The 18,631-nt window shown below is 35.9% G+C and carries 20 protein-coding genes and 1 tRNA gene; 9 read left to right on the top strand and 12 right to left on the bottom strand.

What is annotated here, in order from left to right; translation table 11 throughout:
* Positions 1–11: 11 nt before the first annotated feature.
* On the bottom strand, positions 12–284 hold the full coding sequence (locus tag ACXACQ_RS16195; protein ID WP_474977009.1) for an Rdx family protein: 273 nt from the start codon (positions 282–284) through the stop codon (positions 12–14).
* A 137-nt stretch (positions 285–421) separates the two neighbouring features.
* Between ACXACQ_RS16195 and ACXACQ_RS16190 the strand changes: the two genes are divergently transcribed.
* From ACXACQ_RS16190 to ACXACQ_RS16170, 5 genes are all read left to right on the top strand, one after another.
* Positions 422–1,168 carry a DUF2490 domain-containing protein gene (locus ACXACQ_RS16190; RefSeq protein WP_474977008.1) on the top strand — a complete coding sequence of 249 codons (747 nt, stop codon included), beginning with the start codon at positions 422–424 and terminating at the stop codon, positions 1,166–1,168.
* A 6-nt stretch (positions 1,169–1,174) separates the two neighbouring features.
* Positions 1,175–1,939 (top strand): molybdate ABC transporter substrate-binding protein, encoded by a 765-nt coding sequence (gene modA, locus ACXACQ_RS16185; protein WP_474977007.1) that lies wholly within the window; start codon positions 1,175–1,177, stop codon positions 1,937–1,939.
* A gap of 41 nt (positions 1,940–1,980) precedes the next feature.
* Entirely contained in the window at positions 1,981–2,655 is a 675-nt protein-coding gene (modB, locus tag ACXACQ_RS16180; protein ID WP_474977006.1) for a molybdate ABC transporter permease subunit, read from the top strand.
* Positions 2,652–3,536 (top strand): ATP-binding cassette domain-containing protein, encoded by an 885-nt coding sequence (locus ACXACQ_RS16175; RefSeq protein WP_474977005.1) that lies wholly within the window; start codon positions 2,652–2,654, stop codon positions 3,534–3,536. The genes modB and ACXACQ_RS16175 overlap by 4 nt, the downstream gene beginning before the upstream one ends.
* Positions 3,537–3,630: 94 nt before the next feature.
* Positions 3,631–3,708, top strand: a tRNA-Val gene (locus ACXACQ_RS16170).
* A gap of 410 nt (positions 3,709–4,118) precedes the next feature.
* Here the strand turns inward: ACXACQ_RS16170 and ACXACQ_RS16165 are convergent.
* The gene (locus ACXACQ_RS16165) at positions 4,119–4,502 is read right to left on the bottom strand and encodes a hypothetical protein (RefSeq protein ID WP_474977004.1); all 384 of its coding nucleotides are present in this window, start codon (positions 4,500–4,502) and stop codon (positions 4,119–4,121) included.
* A 410-nt stretch (positions 4,503–4,912) separates the two neighbouring features.
* Here ACXACQ_RS16165 and ACXACQ_RS16160 point away from each other — a divergent pair, with 410 nt between their 5' ends.
* The gene (locus ACXACQ_RS16160) at positions 4,913–6,547 is read left to right on the top strand and encodes a lytic polysaccharide monooxygenase (protein WP_474977003.1); all 1,635 of its coding nucleotides are present in this window, start codon (positions 4,913–4,915) and stop codon (positions 6,545–6,547) included.
* 259 nt (positions 6,548–6,806) lie between these two features.
* Here the strand turns inward: ACXACQ_RS16160 and ACXACQ_RS16155 are convergent, their stop codons facing one another.
* The 3 genes from ACXACQ_RS16155 to ACXACQ_RS16145 form a co-directional block, all read right to left on the bottom strand.
* Complete coding sequence (locus ACXACQ_RS16155) at positions 6,807–7,271, bottom strand: hypothetical protein (RefSeq protein WP_474977002.1); 465 nt, start codon at positions 7,269–7,271, stop codon at positions 6,807–6,809.
* 153 nt (positions 7,272–7,424) lie between these two features.
* A complete protein-coding gene (locus tag ACXACQ_RS16150; RefSeq protein WP_474977001.1) occupies positions 7,425–7,883 on the bottom strand; it encodes a hypothetical protein in 459 nt (152 codons plus the stop codon).
* A 262-nt stretch (positions 7,884–8,145) separates the two neighbouring features.
* The gene (locus ACXACQ_RS16145; RefSeq protein WP_474977000.1) at positions 8,146–8,739 is read right to left on the bottom strand and encodes an SMI1/KNR4 family protein; all 594 of its coding nucleotides are present in this window, start codon (positions 8,737–8,739) and stop codon (positions 8,146–8,148) included.
* An 873-nt stretch (positions 8,740–9,612) separates the two neighbouring features.
* On the opposite strand from ACXACQ_RS16145, the gene ACXACQ_RS16140 reads away from it, so the two are divergent.
* The 3 genes from ACXACQ_RS16140 (at position 9,613) to ACXACQ_RS16130 (ending at position 11,984) form a co-directional block, all read left to right on the top strand.
* Complete coding sequence (locus ACXACQ_RS16140) at positions 9,613–10,368, top strand: sensor histidine kinase (RefSeq protein WP_474976999.1); 756 nt, start codon at positions 9,613–9,615, stop codon at positions 10,366–10,368.
* A gap of 11 nt (positions 10,369–10,379) precedes the next feature.
* Positions 10,380–11,123, top strand: a complete 744-nt coding sequence (locus tag ACXACQ_RS16135; protein ID WP_474976998.1) for a LytR/AlgR family response regulator transcription factor — start codon at positions 10,380–10,382, stop codon at positions 11,121–11,123.
* Positions 11,124–11,297: 174 nt separating this feature from the next.
* The gene (locus tag ACXACQ_RS16130) at positions 11,298–11,984 is read left to right on the top strand and encodes a hypothetical protein (protein ID WP_474976997.1); all 687 of its coding nucleotides are present in this window, start codon (positions 11,298–11,300) and stop codon (positions 11,982–11,984) included.
* Positions 11,985–12,812: 828 nt separating this feature from the next.
* Here ACXACQ_RS16130 and ACXACQ_RS16125 read toward each other — a convergent pair.
* The 7 genes from ACXACQ_RS16125 to ACXACQ_RS16095 form a co-directional block, all read right to left on the bottom strand.
* Complete coding sequence (locus ACXACQ_RS16125; RefSeq protein ID WP_474976996.1) at positions 12,813–13,472, bottom strand: porin family protein; 660 nt, start codon at positions 13,470–13,472, stop codon at positions 12,813–12,815.
* 230 nt (positions 13,473–13,702) lie between these two features.
* The gene (locus ACXACQ_RS16120; RefSeq protein WP_474976995.1) at positions 13,703–14,014 is read right to left on the bottom strand and encodes a DUF3784 domain-containing protein; all 312 of its coding nucleotides are present in this window, start codon (positions 14,012–14,014) and stop codon (positions 13,703–13,705) included.
* A 259-nt stretch (positions 14,015–14,273) separates the two neighbouring features.
* Positions 14,274–14,756 carry a hypothetical protein gene (locus ACXACQ_RS16115; RefSeq protein ID WP_474976994.1) on the bottom strand — a complete coding sequence of 161 codons (483 nt, stop codon included), beginning with the start codon at positions 14,754–14,756 and terminating at the stop codon, positions 14,274–14,276.
* Between the two features lie 251 nt (positions 14,757–15,007).
* Entirely contained in the window at positions 15,008–16,645 is a 1,638-nt protein-coding gene (locus ACXACQ_RS16110; protein WP_474976993.1) for an ABC-F family ATP-binding cassette domain-containing protein, read from the bottom strand.
* Between the two features lie 211 nt (positions 16,646–16,856).
* On the bottom strand, positions 16,857–17,375 hold the full coding sequence (locus ACXACQ_RS16105; protein ID WP_474976992.1) for a GNAT family N-acetyltransferase: 519 nt from the start codon (positions 17,373–17,375) through the stop codon (positions 16,857–16,859).
* A 14-nt stretch (positions 17,376–17,389) separates the two neighbouring features.
* On the bottom strand, positions 17,390–17,716 hold the full coding sequence (locus tag ACXACQ_RS16100; RefSeq protein ID WP_474976991.1) for a DMT family transporter: 327 nt from the start codon (positions 17,714–17,716) through the stop codon (positions 17,390–17,392).
* Positions 17,717–17,789: 73 nt separating this feature from the next.
* Positions 17,790–18,353: a Crp/Fnr family transcriptional regulator gene (locus tag ACXACQ_RS16095; protein WP_474976990.1), complete on the bottom strand. Its 564-nt coding sequence runs from the start codon at positions 18,351–18,353 to the stop codon at positions 17,790–17,792.
* Between the last annotated feature and the right edge of the window lie 278 nt (positions 18,354–18,631).

Here is an 18,631-nt window from a genome sequence, read left to right as displayed (position 1 = left end):
CACCTTCATGCTTACCTATCACTATGCCCTAGATTTCTATCGGGAGCTATTCTATCTCTTATCAACTGTTTTAGTTCTTTTGATTCAGGAAAACGGCCTTGTTTTTTTCGTGAATATATTAACTCACCATCTAGCTTTACATTAAAAGTACCTCCTGTGCCAGGCACAAGAGCAACCTCTCCTAAATCTTGTTCAAAGGTGCTTAACAACTCTTGGCACATCCAAGCGGCTCTTAATAACCATCTGCATTGGGTGCAATAGGTGATTTCTACTCTAGGTTTCATAACTAACAATTTGAGGAGTGTAAAGCTACCAGATATTGAACGAAACAAAGTTTTATGAGCTAGATAAAATAAAACTATTGAAACATCCGGTCTACATTCACCTACATTTGATAGCTTCGCCATATTAAATAGGCACGATGAAAACAGTTCAATTACATAGATTACTCACCATAAGCATGGCTTTTCTCTTATCGTTTTTACTAAAACCTGCTCTGGCACAAGAAAAAGTAATAACAAAAGAAAACCAGCAATGGCTACAATATTATAATAGCTTAACGCTTTCTGACAAGGTTAAAATTAAGTCGGATGTGGGCTATCGATGGCGCGACAATTTTGACGAAGGCTCTACCTTTCTGGCTAGGACAAGCTTGGCTCACAATATAGGAAGTAATGCATGGGCCAGCATGGGAGTCGGATATTTTGAAAGCTTAAAAGATGGAGAAGAAACACAATGGGAGTTCAGGCTTTATCAAGAGGCAACTTTAAAAACACCGTTAAATCATTTTTCACTATCTCATAGATGGAGAATAGAAGAGCGCTGGTTCAATAAATCCACCACATCAGAATTTGACAGCTATAGTTTTAGGTTTAGGTACAACATAGGCGTACACATTCCTCTTTTTACCATATCATCTAAAAATCCTGATCAGAAATTAACCCTTTCGGTTAGTGATGAGATTATGTTTAACGCAGGGAAAGACATTGTTAATAACGTATTTGATAAAAACAGAATTTTAATTGGTCCAAGCATTCCCGTTACCCCTTCAATAGACTTATCTGTTATTTATAATTACGAATTTGCCTCGCAAAGTGAAGCTGCTCATTATAAAAACACCAATATTATATGGGTGCAAATTAAACACGACATCAACTTGACAAAATAATAGAATATGCTTAAATCTAAATTATCAGTGATATGCCTATTGTTAGTTTTTTTAATATCGGCATGTGAACGTAAAAATTCTGGTCAAGAAAAAATAACTATTGCTACTGCAGCCAATATGCAATATGCTATGTTGGCTATAACGAAAAAATTCGAAGAGAAAACGGGCATTCACTGCGATCTGATAATTAATTCATCAGGTAAGCTCACGGCACAAATAAAGGCTGGAGCTCCTTATGATATTTTTGTAGCTGCCAATATGAAATACCCCATTTCATTGTACGATGAACGCTTAACTACGGCATCACCGGTTGTCTATGCTTATGGCAAATTAGTACTTTGGTCTGCCGAGGCGGACACTACTCCTACCATAGAAAACCTAAACACAGACAACGTAAACCACATAGCCATTGCTAACCCAGAGAGTGCTCCATATGGGGTAGCGAGCATGCAATGCTTAGATTATTACAAGTTAAGAAGCAAGGTTGAAAGCAAGCTAGTATTTGGAGAAAGTATCGCACAAACCAACTTATACATTATGAGTGGCTCTGCAGAATATGGTTTTACTGCCAAATCGGTAGTTTTAGCTCCTGAAATAAAAGATCAGGGAAAATGGATAGAAATAGCACCTGAAGCATACTCTAAGATAGCGCAAGGTATGGCTATTATTAAACGAGAAAGCGTTAAACCCGCTGCCGAAAGTTTTTACAATTACATGCTCAGCCATGAAGCCAAAAAACTACTTGAAGAGTACGGTTACGGAATTAATTAATATTTGTAAAACCAAATAAATATACGAGCGTTAAGCTAAACATGATTGATTTAGGTCCCTTATGGCTTACCTTCAAATTGGCTCTGATAACAACATTGGTTTTATTTTTAATATCAATTCCATTATCATATTGGCTGTCTACGGGTAAGTCATTTATAAAAACCATCACCGAAACACTGGTAAGCATGCCCATAGTCCTACCTCCCACGGTCTTGGGCTTTTACTTACTAATAGCTTTTAGCCCACAGCACGCTACGGGCAAATGGCTGCTACAGCATTTCGATATAAAATTGGTGTTTTCATTCACAGGTTTAGTGGTGGCCTCTTTAGTATATAGTCTGCCCTTTATGGTGCACCCTATTTTATCGGGCTTAAGATCGCTGCCCACACACTTAACAGAAGCGTCTTATTTACTAGGTAAGTCAAAATGGCAAACCCTTATTTATGTTTTATTGCCCAACATTAAGAAAGCTATCTATACAGGGCTTATCCTTTGTTTTGCTCATACCGTGGGTGAATTTGGTGTAGTTTTAATGATTGGAGGCAATATTCCTAATGAAACAAAAGTAGCCTCCATTGCTATTTACGACCATGTAGAAGCCATGCATTATAAGCAAGCTAACCTCTATTCCATGATTTTATTTGCAATTACCTTCATTATTTTGCTTACTGTACATAGTATTAACTCTGGTTATTTCAAACGCTTAAGGTCATGATAGCAATAAAACTACAGAAGGCATTCAAAGACAATGCACACCCATTTAACCTTGACGTAAACTTAGAGATTAATACAGGTCAAATTATAGGATTATATGGTCCTTCTGGTGCAGGAAAGACATCAATACTTCGCATAATCAGCGGTTTAGAAACAGCAGATCAAGGTAATATCATCTACCAATCCAATACTTGGCTAAGCACTAAAAATGGAGTTAATGTAAAGCCACAGAAACGCAATATCGGTTATGTTTTTCAAGAGTACGCACTCTTCCCTAACATGACTGTGATGGGCAATTTAAAGTTTGGTATGGACAAGCAACATAATGATACTGCCATACTTGACGAACTCATAGAGATTACAGAAATAGGTAAGCTTCTCCACCTCTACCCCACCTCATTATCAGGAGGTGAAAAGCAAAGGGTGGCTCTCGCCAGAGCATTAGTAAGAAAGCCACAATTATTATTATTAGACGAACCCCTTTCTGCACTCGACAGCGCCATTAGACTAAGGCTGCAAGACTTTATAGTAAAGGTGCATAATAGATTTTCTCTCACCACCATTTTGGTAAGTCATGATATAGAAGAAGTGTATAAACTATGCGATCAAGTATTTTCTATTAAACAAGGCAAGGTTATTAACTCAGGAAGCCCACACCAATTATTTGTAAGCAACACCCCAAAAGAAGACTTCTCCTTAATAGGTAAAATAATTAAAGTAGAAAAAGAGGTCTCCTATACTCAGTTAACCATTAGTTGTCAAGGAAAAATATTTACAATTCGCAGGGAAGAGAACATAGAATACAAAGCAGGGGATAAAATATCACTAAACACATCTTTAACCGACACCTTGCTAGAATCCCTAAATCCTTATAATCAGTGAGTTAAATTAATTTTAAAGATTTTTATCACTTTTTTCATGTAACGATATTGTATAAATATAAAAAAGCAGTATAATTGCACTCCCATAACGATTGGGGCGCTTAGCTCAGCTGGTTCAGAGCATCTCGTTTACACCGAGGGGGTCGGGGGTTCGAATCCCTCAGCGCCCACCACGAAGGGATAAATAGTTTTAAGACTGTTTATCCCTTTTTTTATTATACTGCAAAATGCTGATATTGTTGGCATTACGGTGAAAAATGAATTTACTCGTGTGGTTCGGAGTGTATCGTTTTTTCTGTAATATAAAATCCCTTCTGGAAATAGCAGTTGCTGCAAGTTTTGCTTCTTACCATTATCTGATAAGTCCAATAATTTCAATAAGTTAATTTACTATTCGTATTAAAACTTACAGCGAAGGAATAGGACATGAAGCTTTTAGAACCAAGTCCCAGGTCCGTACACTACGTGGTGTGTGAGGCGCATCGTGGGTTTACAGCTCACGGTCGTCTACATGATTGTGCATAGTATTTTTTTATTCACCTTTCGGCACATAATAAAATCGAAAGTTTTCAAAAGGCGTTCCTTAAACTGTTTTTCCTGCGGGAATAAGAGTTATACTTTCCGCTTTCAAATTCGCTACTTTTCTATTTAATTCTCCGTCATCAATTTTTGTATAAATTGTTTTTTCACTGCTATTATATTCCCGCGTTCCAGTCATATAAGTTTCGTCTGAATTATATAAAAGATACTCTCCATTCTGTTTGAATTCGTAGTCATTACTTGGTGGTTTTGGAAGTCTGCTTATTTTTTCTCCGTTCGCTATTCCGTAATCTAATTTCCAACGTTGGAAAAGCTCGTTTGGTAATTCAGAATTTGAGTCAGATTTTACATTTTTATTTATTCCGCAAGAGTAAGTTAAAAGCATAATTCCGATTAGTAATATTGTTTTCAAAGCTTGGTTTTTCATATTATGCACAACAATTGTATAAGGAACACAAACATTCCCATACCTCTATTATAATTATATAATCTAAAGCATTTTTAATTAATTTCATAGAGATATTCACTACGTGTCTGTTACACTCCGTTGATCTATTAGAATCATGCCTTTCTCCCCTATCATGCTATGCATGTTCGTTTTCCATCTAATCTGATAAATGCCATTTTATTTCATCACCAGGAAATTTAAAACTTGTGCATGAAGGACTAAATCAGTCCTGAACATGCCATTGTCACTCCTACTTATGAAATTCCTTAGTGGCTGAGCCATCGAATCAGGAAGGGGTAAACTCTAGAGAAATTAGCTTTTTCACTTTTAAAATACACCATATATAACTATCTTATATAAAGATAATTATACACCTAAACCCAAAAAACATGAAAACCTACACAAGCATATTTACTGCTATTCTATTGATTCTCTTATCCTTACCATTGCAATATGCATTGGCACATGGTACGGTCACCTACCCTGCTAGTCGGGTGTGGATTTGCTATCAAGAAGATCCACAAAGTCCTGATTCACCCGCTTGCATTGCTTCTATTGAAGAATATGGCACTCAGGCCTTTTATGATTGGAATGAAGTAGCCAGAATGGATGCAAATGACATGCACCGACAAATCATTCCTGATGGTCAGCTAGCCAGTGCAGGTAGGCCTGATAAGTATGGCGGGCTCGACCAGGTTCGTGATGACTGGATTGCGACACCTGTTACTCCAGGACCATTTACTGTCACTTGGACCAACTCAGCACCCCATGAAACACTTTACTACGAGGTGTATATCACAAAGGCCGACTGGACTCCAGATCAGCCGCTAACATGGAACAGTCTGGAGCTTCTGGTGCGCACAGATCCTAGGAGTGCTTCTGCTATAGATAATATAGATGTGGTACTGCCAGTGAGAACGGGTAAACATGTCATTTATTCCATTTGGCAACGGTCTTTAAGCGCAGAGGCCTTTTATTCTACCAGTGATGTGGATTTTGGTATGGATACCGGAATTAACCTGCCTCCAGTGCCTACATTTGAAAGTGACAATGGCCGCTGCGGTGGGGCTGAAGTAGACTTTGATGCTTCGGAAACGTATGATCCTAATGGGGATGAATTGACCTACACTTGGGACTTTGGAGATGGTACCACAGGCAGTGGAGCGATAGTTTCTCATATTTACAGTGACTTGGATTTTGCTAACGTTACCCTAACAGTGAGTGATGGCGAATTAAGCAGCGAAGTTTCGGCCACCATCAATCTTGAAGAAGACCTAGATTGTAATGCAAACCATTGTACCTTTGGAGCACCTCTGGATAATTCTTTACCTCCTCTAATCGAGACTTATCAAAATGTGCATGTGCTGGGTGAAGGAGGACCTAACCTTGACAACATATCCATGTTCATGATCAACTGGTCATTGGTTAATAATGGATTATATCAGTTCTCATTTAACACCAACAACGGCACTCCGAGCTGGTATGTAGACCTACTGCCTGCTTCTAATCAGAGTTTTAATACGGAAGAACCTCAAATAACCATTACTGGCTCTGGGTTTGATGGTCTAGACGGCACTTATTACGCCATAATGGATGGTGCTAATTTTGTACTCGTATCAACTAATCAGGCTCATACCATTTACTTTAGCAACTCAGCAGATGCGCCTAGTTGTGATGATGGCTCTTCCAGCGCAAGAAGCGCTAACAGTTTCAGTAATCTGGCTAAAAACATTACTACTTGTGGCAATCAAGCTTCGTTTGATCTGGAGGCTTCAGGTGCGTTAAAGTATGAAATGTACCCTAACCCTGCGTCAACTTCGGTAGAGATTAGGACTAACATGAATCTTATTGGCAGTGTAATTAATATTACTGACATGTCGGGCACGTGTATCAAGTCATTTGATGTTCAGGAAAATACATTGAGTGAGGTAATTGATGTTTCTGACATGAGAAAAGGCATTTACTTCATAAAAATCACGAACCCTAAAATGAAGACCAAATCACTCAGGCTTCTTGTTAAATAGCACACAATCAGCTCATATGTTAAATTAATTGAGTTGAATTCAAACCACCTTCTATTCAATGTAGAAGGTGGTTTTTCTTTATTTTGAATAATAATTTCTGCTAGGTCACAATTACCACTTCCTGAGGAGCGCCTATTTGTCTAATACCCAAAAGTCTTTTCTGGAGGAGTCTTAGTAGATATTCCATTTAGGCTGCAAAACATCATGCTCACAAAACCTTACCGCTAACGATTTGTGTATTTTACTTGCCTTGCATGCATTATTCACTGCGTGCCGCGTAGTCTTTTATTTCTTTTAATTCCTTTTCGATTTTAGAAAAATCGATTAAATTTTCTTCATATTCCACTTCTTCTGTAGTCTTTTTCCAATAAGGGAATAACCAAGTCATAGAAGTTCCTAAATTTTCGAAATCAGAATCATTTAGCATCAAATCTATCTTGTTTTTGTATAGGAATTTCCCTTTGTAATACTTTGTAGTTCGCTGTCTCTTGGTTAGTAGATTAAAAAATCTATCAATCGCTATTTGAATGTCATCGTATTCGGGATCAAAATGCTGATGTACCGCTCCATATCCAACAGTTAATTCATGGTCATTAGAAGAAATCCATATTGCAGTTTCACCGATTGTCAAGTAAGAGCCATCCTCATATTCGTTTAAATCCTGCCCGAATTGTTCAGAGAGAAACTTCTTAATTTTCTCAAATATGATTTGATGTTTTTTCATTGCAAATGATACACAGCGCGAAGCTATGATGAGTAAAGATTAGGAGGCGTTAATCCCCCATTTCGCATATAACCACGCCTTGGTTTAAAGTTAAAACTTAGAGCGCACTTTATAATTCACACAAAACTTTCCTGAGAGATAAAACAGCATTTGTTATGTGGATTTTATTTGATATTTCACCTGTTCAGATGTCACGTAGTTTCCTTCTAAATACCAAGTGATCATATCCTTAAATGTTAAGTCAGTAACTTCCCTTCTAGGTTTCTCAAATTTAGGTTTAGTCAGTTTAATCTTCTTGAGAGTTAGTAATTCTATGGTTTTCAGAGGCAACCAAATTGGTAACTTCAATAGGTTTAGTAAGGCTGTTGTTGGATTAAATAATTCACCTTCAGAATGAAAATGCTTTTCGTACTCAAAGCCTTCAAATTCCAGTTCGTATCTTTCTACAAATTCTACCAGAAGAAATAAATTATCATCACCAAATAGATTTAGGTCTTCTGCTACTCGCTTATCTAGTCTATTTACATTTTCGCCAGATGTTTTTTCTAAGAATTTCTTGACTATCAGATAACCGTGTCGCAGTTTAGAGAATTCAATTTCTTTTATTTCCATAATTTGTACATCTACAGCAACTGCAACTGATGAACAGCTATCGGGCGTATGTCTGCAACTGGTGAACAGTACTAAAGTAGTAAAATCTGCCGAAGCTCACAACGGTTTCAAATGGCACTGCGTTCTGCTAGCCTAAAAATCCTACGAGTAAAAGAAGGTGAAAAGCACTGCCGATTCTCAGCGGCAGATTTCATGGTGATGTTTGCACAGAAGCTTGTAAAGTGGCAGTTGGCGCATTCATGCTAGCAACTGTTATAGCCTGTTATTCTATTATTAATACACCATCCTTGTTATTCTCGTAGTTATCAACAATGGATTCCAATAGACTAACGAAATTTATTGCTTTGGTTTCAAATTCTTCTGGATTCTCGTGATCCCAAACTACAATTTGATAATCTGAACCTTCAGAGGAATTATTAGTGTTGAAGCAAGTCAGTCCCCAATCTGAATAGTTTGCAAAAGGAATTAGCCCTTTGTTGTAGATGAATTCTCTAGGATAACCATTAAAAGTCGAATCCAAGATTTTTTTTGCCCAAATTTCGGGTATCAGTGGCGTGAACATTAACACATTAGAGAGAACGTCCAATTCGAAAAAATTCTTGTACTTCAGGTAGTACTTGAAACTATCTGGAAGTTTAAACTTCAATTCTTGCTCAAGTTTTGAAATCTCTGAATCTTCAATTAGGCTGGGAATTGCCTTCCAAGCAATCTGCCCTTCAATTTCTTCCTTTTCTGGATCTATGAAATTGTTATCAGTTAGACTTTTTTTTGAGATGTAAAAAGGATCCCATTCAGGTGTTGCAATAGAGGCAAGTGAATCCAAATTTAAATCAACAAAGCGTTCAATAATTTCCATATTTTGCTCTAGGGTGTTACAGGATATAACAATTATATAAGGGACACAAATATTCACTTATTTCTATTATGCAGGTCAATCTAAAGGATTTTTAATTAATCACATAGAGGTCACTGACCGGATTATCTCCCTTTTACTGACTGCCCTTTTCAATATATTAAATGCACTCTTTCAGCAGTAAACTCCGCAACCGCATCCACCTGAGGCTGAGTTTTGCAGGCATACAATGTAAAGACTATTTAAATAACTGACGCTAAGACAAGTAAACATCTTTCATTAAAATTTCATCCATACTACCATGAAGTATATCTCATGTTAATAAATATTAAATGACATAAATATTAACAGATCATGTTATTTAAATCTATTGAAAAAATAAATTTTATAAAATTTATCATTATATTAATATCTGTTTTGATCAATCATTTTTCAAAAAACTACAGCATACTATCGGTGGAAATACTAAATATTGGTGTGAGCAAAGGGCTTTCATCTATTGAAAAAAAGAAAATTCGTCTATCTAATTTAATGATCTTTATAGGCATGTTTATTTCGTGCTTTTTCTTTGCTCTCAATCTATACCAATTTCCATCAGATACCATTAAACATATTTCTCTACTTTTGAGCATAACAGCTCTCACATTCTGCTTGCTTCTAAATAAAAAGAAAAGGCACTTTGAGGTCAGGGTAATTCTCACCGTTTTTTTTCTGTCCATATTCTTCCTTAACTCAAACATTAGCTATCAAGGTTTTTACTCCGAATATTTCTATATACTGATACCCTTACTGTGTTTATTGTTTTTTGAAAATCAATACCTACATTACCTTAGTTTATTTCTGTCTATTTTTCTGTTTTACACCCCTAACTATATTTTGAGTATTTATGAACCCACACATTATGGGTATTTAAACGTAGCCTTTTTGTTTAGTGGTGTTTTCGCTGTGGTATTATACTTCAAAAGGCTTAATCAAAATAATGAAAGAATTATAGCTCGCCAGAAAAACCTAGAAATTAAAAGAATACAACATAAAGCCCTCCTTTCTCAGCTCAATCCTCACTTCATTTCCAATGCTTTGATGGCTATTCAATCTTCACTATTACGAAATGACGCTGAAGCTGCCAACGTCTACCTCACCACTTTCTCAAGGCTTATGAGAGAGATACTAGAGCATTCTCGAAAAGATGAAATAACTATAGAAGAAGAACTGTTAATGCTAGGTGACTATCTTGAGATCAACAAAAGACGACTAAATAACAGGTTTGACTACTCCATAGAGGTAGATGAAAGCATAGACATAGAAATGGAAGTTATTCCACCTATGCTAGTGCAGCCATTTTTAGAAAATGCAATAGAACATGGCAATTATAATCATCTGGAAGATGCATGGATACACCTTAGGTTGGTAAAAACCACTAGATCAATTATGGTAATAATTAAAGATAATGGTGGCGGAATGGAGGAAGATGATGGACAAAGAAATAGAAAGTCCGTTTCAACTAGAATTATTAATGAAAGAATTGAGCTATTAAACTTATTTCAACACCAAAAAATTCAATTAACTATTCAAAACTGGAGCAAGCAAAATAATCAGCCTGAGGGTGTGCTAGTGCAGATTGAGTTCCAATAAAATTGAGCGCCATGAATGTAGTTTTAATAGATGACGATGACACTATAAGAGAAGATATTAAGAACCTGTTATTTAAAAATGCTAATGAACTGAAAGTTATAGGCGAAGCAAATAGTGTAAAGACCGGATTAGCACTACTGAAAAGTTGCTCACCCGACATACTGTTACTAGATGTTGAAATGAAAGATGGCAGCGGGTTTGATTTATTGGCCAGTTATGGACCACCGGACTTTCAGATCATATTTGTCACAGGTTATGATCACTATGCCATAAAGGCATTTAAATATAGCGCCATCGACTATTTGTTAAAACCTATTGATCCATTGGAATTAAAGTCTGCATTGGCTAAAGCCAAATGTATTCAGCCCTCTATAAGCATTAAAAATCTGATCGAAAACTTAAAGAGAGAAGAAAAAAAATATAAAATTCTTTTGAAAGATAATGAATCAATATATCTAGTAGACATAAATGATATTATCAGATGTGAATCCAATAACAACTATACTCTTTTCTATTTAAATGACTCACGTAAATTATTAATTTGCAAGACCTTAAAGGAATACGAGCGACTTCTTGACGAAAGAATATTTTTTCGCACTCACCAATCTCATTTAATCAATCTGAATTATTTTAATCGTTACGAGAAAAAAGACGGTGGCACCTTAATCTTGAATGACGGTACCCACATACCACTTTCTTTAAGAAAAAAAGAATCGTTTCTTCGAAGATTAGAAACACTCCAGCACTATGCATAAATCAATCACCTCTATCTAACACACATATTTCTCAGGTTCTAAAATTACATAAACGAATTCTCACTTAACTGTCGCGAATTATAGAACTAACTATAAAATATAAATTATTTAATCAATTTTTGATTATCCGGATAAAACATAATCATTTATAATTAAAAATTTAAAGCAATAGTTATGAGAAAAATTATCAGATATTTTACGGTATTAGCTGCAATTCCTTTCTTTACTGCATGTAATGAAAATGAAGGGGTATCGAAATTAAATAACGAAACAGCGGAAATCACGCATCATTATGAGATGAATGAGCAAACATTCACTGTCATTTACGAAATGGATAATGAGTATAAAATTCTAAGCGAAAAGGGGGATATAAATAGCTTGGTAAATTTTAAAGAAACTTTGAACAACGAGGAAGGAGGCCTGTTACAGATTAGTCAGATAACTGAAGATGGTAAAGAGATCCATATTAAATACATTTCTCCATCGCAAAGAGAAGACAAAAATACCCATGAAAGAACTATGGAATGCACAGATTGGTATAGTCCAAATGGTACGGCATCCTTCTTCTTCTATAGGGACATTAACTTTTCTAATGAGCTGGTAGACCTTCGCCAAGTAAATACTTCTTATTTTCAGGACCAATGGTTAGATGGGGCTAATGATCAAATTTCCTCCTTTCAGTTGGGAGCAAACTCGGAACTTAGAATATTTGAGGATTCTTGCTTTTATGGACGTGAAATTGCATTTCGAAGTAGCATAACAAATCTACATTGGGTGTTGACTGGCTTCTTGGCTAATGGCCAACCTGTAGTAGAGGACTTTAATGATTGGATATCGTCACTTAAGGGATGGTCATATTAAAAAGCAATTTGCAAAACGATACATTATAATAATCCTTACTGGAACACCACTTTTCAATAAACAATTTCTTTTAGAAGTATATCAAAGAAGTTTTTATTTTGAATAAAAGAATTTATATGCCCCTATTATTTCTGCTTTTATCTCAGAGGCGTGCCTCTGGGATAAAAGCTTGTCTTGTGAAAGCCATTTTGCAATTCTTTAAAAGCATTGAATCTAATTCCATGTTGTTAAAAGTCTGATTACACGGGTAAGATTATATTTTGCGCTAATTAACCAGTCCCCTTAGCTTTCTACATTTTAATTGCCAATGTATTTGTAAATCTCTCTTGCTGTGCCTTTTTAACCACGAGACTTTCACAAACCAATCAAACCCTATTCGTTTACATCATTTCCGGTATGACGAGTATAGACGTTTTAATATTAAAACATCAAAATAGTATAGAGGGCGAAAGCCCTTTATGAGCAGTAATCTAGTTGGTTTGTCGTGAAGTGCAGAGGCGAAATTACCCTTCGCCTTCTCGACTGGTGGAAGGTGAATTATTTTGACACAGATATGATATATACTACTCGTCAAAGGATTCAGTAATTGTCGTATTACCAAATCCATCCTCTTTATGGAAAATCATGCATGTAAAGTAAACTGAATCAATCTTCTCCTATAAGAGACTCTCGGATTACCCTCTATTAACAGATCTGTATTCACCAATAGACTTTAAATAATTCTCTCATGGGACGATCCATTTTTACTCCGTAGTTGATACAGAATGCACTTCATTGTTTTTCTCTCATTGAGACGCTTCAATAATGAGCGAAAAATAATCTTATCGATCAGTCTTTTAAGTTATACTTAATTCCAAATAGGAAAGCTGTGCCGTGGTGTCTTATTGTGCTTTCGTTAAAGTAATCTTCATTAGTAATGCTTGTAATTCCTTGTTGGTAAGAAATTGTGGCAGCAATAAATAACTTACGGTATATTTGGTAGTCGACTCCCATTTCAACAATTCCGGATAAATCAAATTTTGAAACCTTATTGGTTATATTATATGTCTTCTCTGAAAAAGGCTCTCCTGCGCGTGGTTCGATCACTTCTGCGTGAAGCAATACTGATGGCATCAGACCAATGTTAGCAAATCCAATAATTTTATTTCCGAACCTGTAACCAGCTTTCACCGGAATGGACAGGTAATTATAACTATTAACAATTGTTGCATCATTAATAATCAAATCGCCATTGGCTTTCATAACTGAAATTTGATCCTCTACACCTTTCTCATAGTACGACACCCCAGATGCCATTTGAAAATGATCTTTGAAGTGATATTCATAAATCAGGCCGAAGCCCATGGCTTTATGGCTATTACAACCACTCCACGCACTTCGTCCATTAACAGTCATATTAGTGAATCCTGCTTCAATTCCGACTACATGAGATTGTGCAAAAACATTTAAAGTTAAAGCTACTGCAAAAGCAGTTATTAAGTATTTCACAGTCAATTAATTATAAAATATCAAGAGCATTTATTACTAATTCAAGCATTAAAAGTCATCAATATTTTCCAATTAAGAAAATTAAAGTATTATAAAATCAAGCTCACCGCTCAATATAATGAAGTGCTCTATGCGCAGTGCGTAAGATATACCGCTGGCTGTTAGAGCAGGAAGGCCCAGAAAATTGGGCTATGTTTTTTATTATTTACAACTCTAATTCTGCTTTGAACTCAATCTATTTTTCCTTGATTCTTTTTAGAGTTCGATTCAATGAGTAAGTAAGGTATTCCAACAATCATTGGAGTCCAAAAGGAATAATTTAGAATATTAGTATTGCCAGTCAATTTATAGACAAAATATCCAGAAATGATGATAAAAGCCATCCCGAACATTACGTTTCGAAATACATTTGCTATTCTTTCAATATTGTATTTTTCTTTTTCTTCTTTCGGCTTAGTGTTATAGCCAGCAATCAACCAATACATTTTCCCGTATTTGATCAAAACTCCTAGAACGATAAAAAGAATTGCTATTCCAATCATATTTTTTTCTACTCCAATGGCTTGTAGTCATCTGATAAGTTCGTAGCAGCACTAATCGCTACTACCGCTCATGACCATGCCTTGATTTAAATTTAACATTTGTAGCGGACTTTCCTATCGCCACGAAAATATAATGATCGATGAAACCCTATTCGTTTACATCATTTCTGGTATAACGAGTATAGACGTTTTGATATTAAAACATCAAAATAGTGTAGAGGGCGAAAGCCTTTATGAGCAGTAATCTAGTTTCGAAGCGTTAGTTAATTATTCCTTTATCTTTGAATTCCATCTCAAGTTCATCCATTACACTGTTCAATTTGTAGGTCAATATGCTTTCTAAAAAAACATCTTGACTATATCCATGCAAGTCTTCAAAAAAGTCGGTTCGTAACACTCTCCATAGAAAGTATGTAGTGTCATTAAGTTTATAAGTCCAGATACTGAAGTCATCAGTGAAAGTCGAACCTCCTACATGATATTTTTGATATTGGCCTTCTACATCATTGCAAAACAGATCAAAGAGTTTCTCTTTAGTTAAGTTTTTTAGCTCTACATTTAAATCCTTCGCTTTTCTAAATTCGGCCAAGGTGCCGAGCAAATAGCCTCCTAGAAAAATCAAATCCCTGTTTGTTCCGATGAATTTATCCTTAACCCATATTTTTCCATATCCCATGTTTTTAGGATAGTTGTCCGCAAAGGAGTATTCAACCGCAAATTCAAACTTATTTCCAATGACCATACTTTGATAAACATCACCCACAACATCAGTATAAAGAAACCTTTACGTCCCCAACACGCCAAATATAATATTAAGTTAAGTGGAAGTATTATTTTAACTTGTGTATGTGAGCTACAATGCACAAAAGTTATTGAGTGAATTTTTAACTTATTTATTTTGAGCGGAGCACAAAAAAAATGGCTACACAGTAGCCACTAATACACTCTAGGAATTTGGCACGAGCAAGAGGCTCGTGCTACTATAAATAAATATTATTTCGGTCTTTCTATCTCTTTCAGGTTCTCCATCTTCTTGTTTCGAAGGAAGCCATTGATATCTTCAAAATGCTCCAAGATGCGTTTATTACCAAATTCAAATACTTTTTGAGCTAAGCCATCTAGAAAGTCACGATCGTGTGAAACTAAAATGATAGTTCCTTCAAAGTCTCTAAGCGCGTCTTTAAGAATATCTTTAGTTTTAATATCTAAGTGGTTGGTAGGCTCATCGAGTATCAATAGGTTAACTGGTTGTAGCAATAACTTAATCATCGCCAACCTTGTACGCTCACCACCAGAAAGCACTTTCACCTTTTTCTCTATCGCATCTCCACTAAACATAAAAGCTCCTAACAGATCTTTAATCTTAGTTCTTACATCTCCTTGTGCTATTTCATCCACCGTCTGAAATACGGTGAGGTTCTCATCTAGCAAGGCAGCCTGATTCTGAGCAAAATAACCAATTTTGCTATTGTGCCCTACTTGCAAGGTACCATCAAAGTCAATTTCACCCATTATAGCTTTCACCATAGTAGACTTACCTTCACCATTCTTACCTACAAAGGCTACCTTATCACCTTGTGCAATGGTAAATGTAGCGTCCTTAAACACCAGATGATCACCATATGACTTGCTAAGTCCATCCACAATAACAGGATATTTACCTGATCTTGGTGCAGGAGGAAACTTAATATTAAGGCTAGATGTATCTACTTCATCTACTTCCACAATCTCCATTTTCTCTAGCATTTTCACACGAGATTGTACCTGTAGCGTCTTAGAGTAAGTTCCTTTAAAACGATCTATAAACTGTTGTATCTCGGCAATTTGTTTGGCCTGATCATCAAACTGCTTTTGCTGTTGCTCTCTTCTTTCTTTACGAAGTTCTAGGTAATGCGAATAATTGGTGCGGTAGTCATAAATACGACCTCTGGTAATTTCAATAGTACGGTTAGTCAGTGCATCCACAAAGGCCTTATCGTGACTGATTACAATTACTCCCTTGGCGCTATTTTTCAAGAAGTTTTCTAGCCACTGCACCGATTCTATATCCAGATGATTGGTTGGCTCATCTAGCAATATAAGATCGGGCTTCTTTAAAAGTATTTTGGCTAATTCTATACGCATACGCCATCCTCCACTAAACTCATTTGTAGGTTTAGTAAAGTCTTCACGCTCAAAACCTAATCCCAGCAATGTCTTCTCTACTTCGGCATCAAAGTTTACCTCTTCTATGCTATAAAACTTCTCGCTCAGCTCAGATACCTCTTCAATAATTTTACTATAAGCTTCAGACTCATAATCTGTGCGCGTTTCGAGCTGGTGGTTAAGCTCATCTATACGCACTTTCATATTATTTATTTTAGCAAAAGCTTTAGATGCTTCATCAAATACAGAGCAGTCATCTTCAGTGAGCAAGTGCTGAGGCAAGTAGGCAATTACAGCATCCGCAGGAGACGATACTTTACCATGAGTAGGCTTATTTACCCCAGCAATGATTTTCAGCAGGGTTGATTTACCCGCACCATTTTTACCCATAAGGGCAATACGGTCATTGCTATTGACATTAAATGTAACATTATTAAATAAGGTGGTGCCGCTAAACTCGACACCTACGGCATCTACTGAAATCATACTATTAAAATTTGCTACAAAGCTAACAGATCAGGATTGGGAAGTAATCATTAGTAGAAATTTTGTTTTGAAAATTGATCAGCCACTTTACCGTAATATTGACAGAACTTCAGGCATTGTAAGCCCTAGCACGAATAATCCACGTGGCACCTGCTAAATGTAGTGTATCCAAGGCAGTGAATTACTTCCGTTTTATTTATTGATCTACTTTTCAATCTAGATTCAGCTTCATCATTATATCCGTCTGTTCTTCACTGCCTAGCTTGAAAACATGCTTATCGAAGGCCTTAAAGCCATTTTTCTGATAAAACCGAATGGCTCTGGGGTTTTGCTCCCAAACACCTAGCCATACGTACTTCATGCTTCTCTCTTTTGCCAACTCTACAGCTTTGTTAAAAAGAATTTGTCCTACTTTTTTTCCATGAAACTCTTTTAACACATAAATTCTTTCAATCTCCAGCGCCTCTTTATCCTTAATTTCTGATTGAGATTCTCCTACATTTACTTTTAAGTACCCAATGTTTTGGTCATTAAATCGAGCAAAGTAAAATTCTGCATTTTCATCATTTAATTCTGATGTTAACTTTTCTGCTGAAAAGCCATTTTCTAAATACTCTCTCATATTTTCTTCACTATTTGCTGAAGAAAAAGTTTCAGAAAAGGTCAACTTTCCAAGTTCCATTAACTCATGAATGTCATTGACAGTTATTTTTCTAATAAATACCTCCATTGCTTTTTTATTAATCAGTTAGAAACGGCTTTTAGCCCAATAATTGAACCTATCAAAGTGGTGAGAAATAGTATGCGCCAAAACGTGGCAGGTTCTTTAAACACTAATATTCCTAAAAGTACAGTGCCAACCGCCCCTACCCCGGTCCAAACAGAATAGGCAGTTCCGATGGGCAATGTTTGGGTTGCTTTAATCAAAAGCGTCATGCTAGCCATAAGAGCAACCAAAAAACCAGCATACCAAAAATACATTTCATTGCCAGATGCTTCCTTCGCCTTTCCTAAACAAAATGCAAAAGCAACTTCAAATAAACCCGCAATAATTAATACAATCCAATTCACAACCTTCTATATTTTGAAACAAAGGTCTTAATATGAATTGAAGAAAAATTTAACAAATGATAAATAATGAATGCTATATGATATTTGCTCTTATTCTACTTAAAGACACCTGTGTAATGCCTAAATATGAAGCTATAAGCCCCAAAGAAACCCTTTGGATCAAAGTGGGGTGTTTTTTCAGGAGTTCTAAGTAACGCTCTGTTGCTGTTCCTAGTTGATTTGAGATGAACCTTTGCTCCGCTTTAATCAACTCCTGCTCGGCAAATTTCCTACCCCAATTAGCAATGTCAATATCCGAGGCATATAAGTTGAGCAGGTTTGAAGAGCTAATTTTGTAAAGTTCGCAGTCTTCTAACAGCTCTATATTTTCGTAGCCTCGCTCATTAAGAATATAGCTCTTAAGTGATATTATGGAGTCTCCTTCTTCACCAAACGCAATAGTAACTTCATTATCATCAACGTCTGAAAAAGTACGAGCTATCCCTTTTTTAATAAAAAATATATTCCTTTCTATTCTTTCCGAACGTATAATGATTTGATTCTTTGGTAATTTAATTTCCTCAAAATGCTCAATCAACTTCAATTTGGATGAAGAATTGATGGGGTGAATTTTATCTAAAATTTGCTCAATATCCATTTCTTATTGTATCCTTATCTTGACCTCAGCTTACTATGGTGATCTTCCTCTACTTGCATTAAATATTTACCTATTTACAGAAAACGCTGCAATTTTAAGAGCTACATCCGAAAACTAACCATTTCATAAGTGCTTTAGTGCTAGGTTTTGCTTAATAAAAATGTTTTATATCTTTGGTGCGGATAAGAAAACAACAAGCTAATACACTAACATTAGAGAAGGAATTGGGGGTATTAGTTTTCTTTTGCACTTCACAGCGCATACTCTAATAGTTTAAT

This window comes from Fulvivirga sp. AWR4_260 (assembly GCF_056158185.1).
This window is presented reverse-complemented; position numbering and strand designations above follow the sequence as displayed.

Coding starts and splice junctions, on each gene's coding strand:
- ACXACQ_RS16095 (WP_474976990.1), bottom strand. CDS start 18,353: ATGGATATTGAGCAAATTTTAGATAAAATTCACCCCATCAATTCTTCA.
- ACXACQ_RS16115 (WP_474976994.1), bottom strand. CDS start 14,756: ATGGTCATTGGAAATAAGTTTGAATTTGCGGTTGAATACTCCTTTGCG.
- ACXACQ_RS16160 (WP_474977003.1), top strand. CDS start 4,913: ATGAAAACCTACACAAGCATATTTACTGCTATTCTATTGATTCTCTTA.
- ACXACQ_RS16175 (WP_474977005.1), top strand. CDS start 2,652: ATGATAGCAATAAAACTACAGAAGGCATTCAAAGACAATGCACACCCA.
- ACXACQ_RS16110 (WP_474976993.1), bottom strand. CDS start 16,645: ATGATTTCAGTAGATGCCGTAGGTGTCGAGTTTAGCGGCACCACCTTA.
- ACXACQ_RS16135 (WP_474976998.1), top strand. CDS start 10,380: ATGAATGTAGTTTTAATAGATGACGATGACACTATAAGAGAAGATATT.
- ACXACQ_RS16120 (WP_474976995.1), bottom strand. CDS start 14,014: ATGATTGGAATAGCAATTCTTTTTATCGTTCTAGGAGTTTTGATCAAA.
- ACXACQ_RS16165 (WP_474977004.1), bottom strand. CDS start 4,502: ATGAAAAACCAAGCTTTGAAAACAATATTACTAATCGGAATTATGCTT.
- ACXACQ_RS16195 (WP_474977009.1), bottom strand. CDS start 284: ATGAAACCTAGAGTAGAAATCACCTATTGCACCCAATGCAGATGGTTA.
- ACXACQ_RS16145 (WP_474977000.1), bottom strand. CDS start 8,739: ATGGAAATTATTGAACGCTTTGTTGATTTAAATTTGGATTCACTTGCC.
- modB (WP_474977006.1), top strand. CDS start 1,981: ATGATTGATTTAGGTCCCTTATGGCTTACCTTCAAATTGGCTCTGATA.
- ACXACQ_RS16150 (WP_474977001.1), bottom strand. CDS start 7,883: ATGGAAATAAAAGAAATTGAATTCTCTAAACTGCGACACGGTTATCTG.
- modA (WP_474977007.1), top strand. CDS start 1,175: ATGCTTAAATCTAAATTATCAGTGATATGCCTATTGTTAGTTTTTTTA.
- ACXACQ_RS16155 (WP_474977002.1), bottom strand. CDS start 7,271: ATGAAAAAACATCAAATCATATTTGAGAAAATTAAGAAGTTTCTCTCT.
- ACXACQ_RS16130 (WP_474976997.1), top strand. CDS start 11,298: ATGAGAAAAATTATCAGATATTTTACGGTATTAGCTGCAATTCCTTTC.
- ACXACQ_RS16105 (WP_474976992.1), bottom strand. CDS start 17,375: ATGGAGGTATTTATTAGAAAAATAACTGTCAATGACATTCATGAGTTA.
- ACXACQ_RS16190 (WP_474977008.1), top strand. CDS start 422: ATGAAAACAGTTCAATTACATAGATTACTCACCATAAGCATGGCTTTT.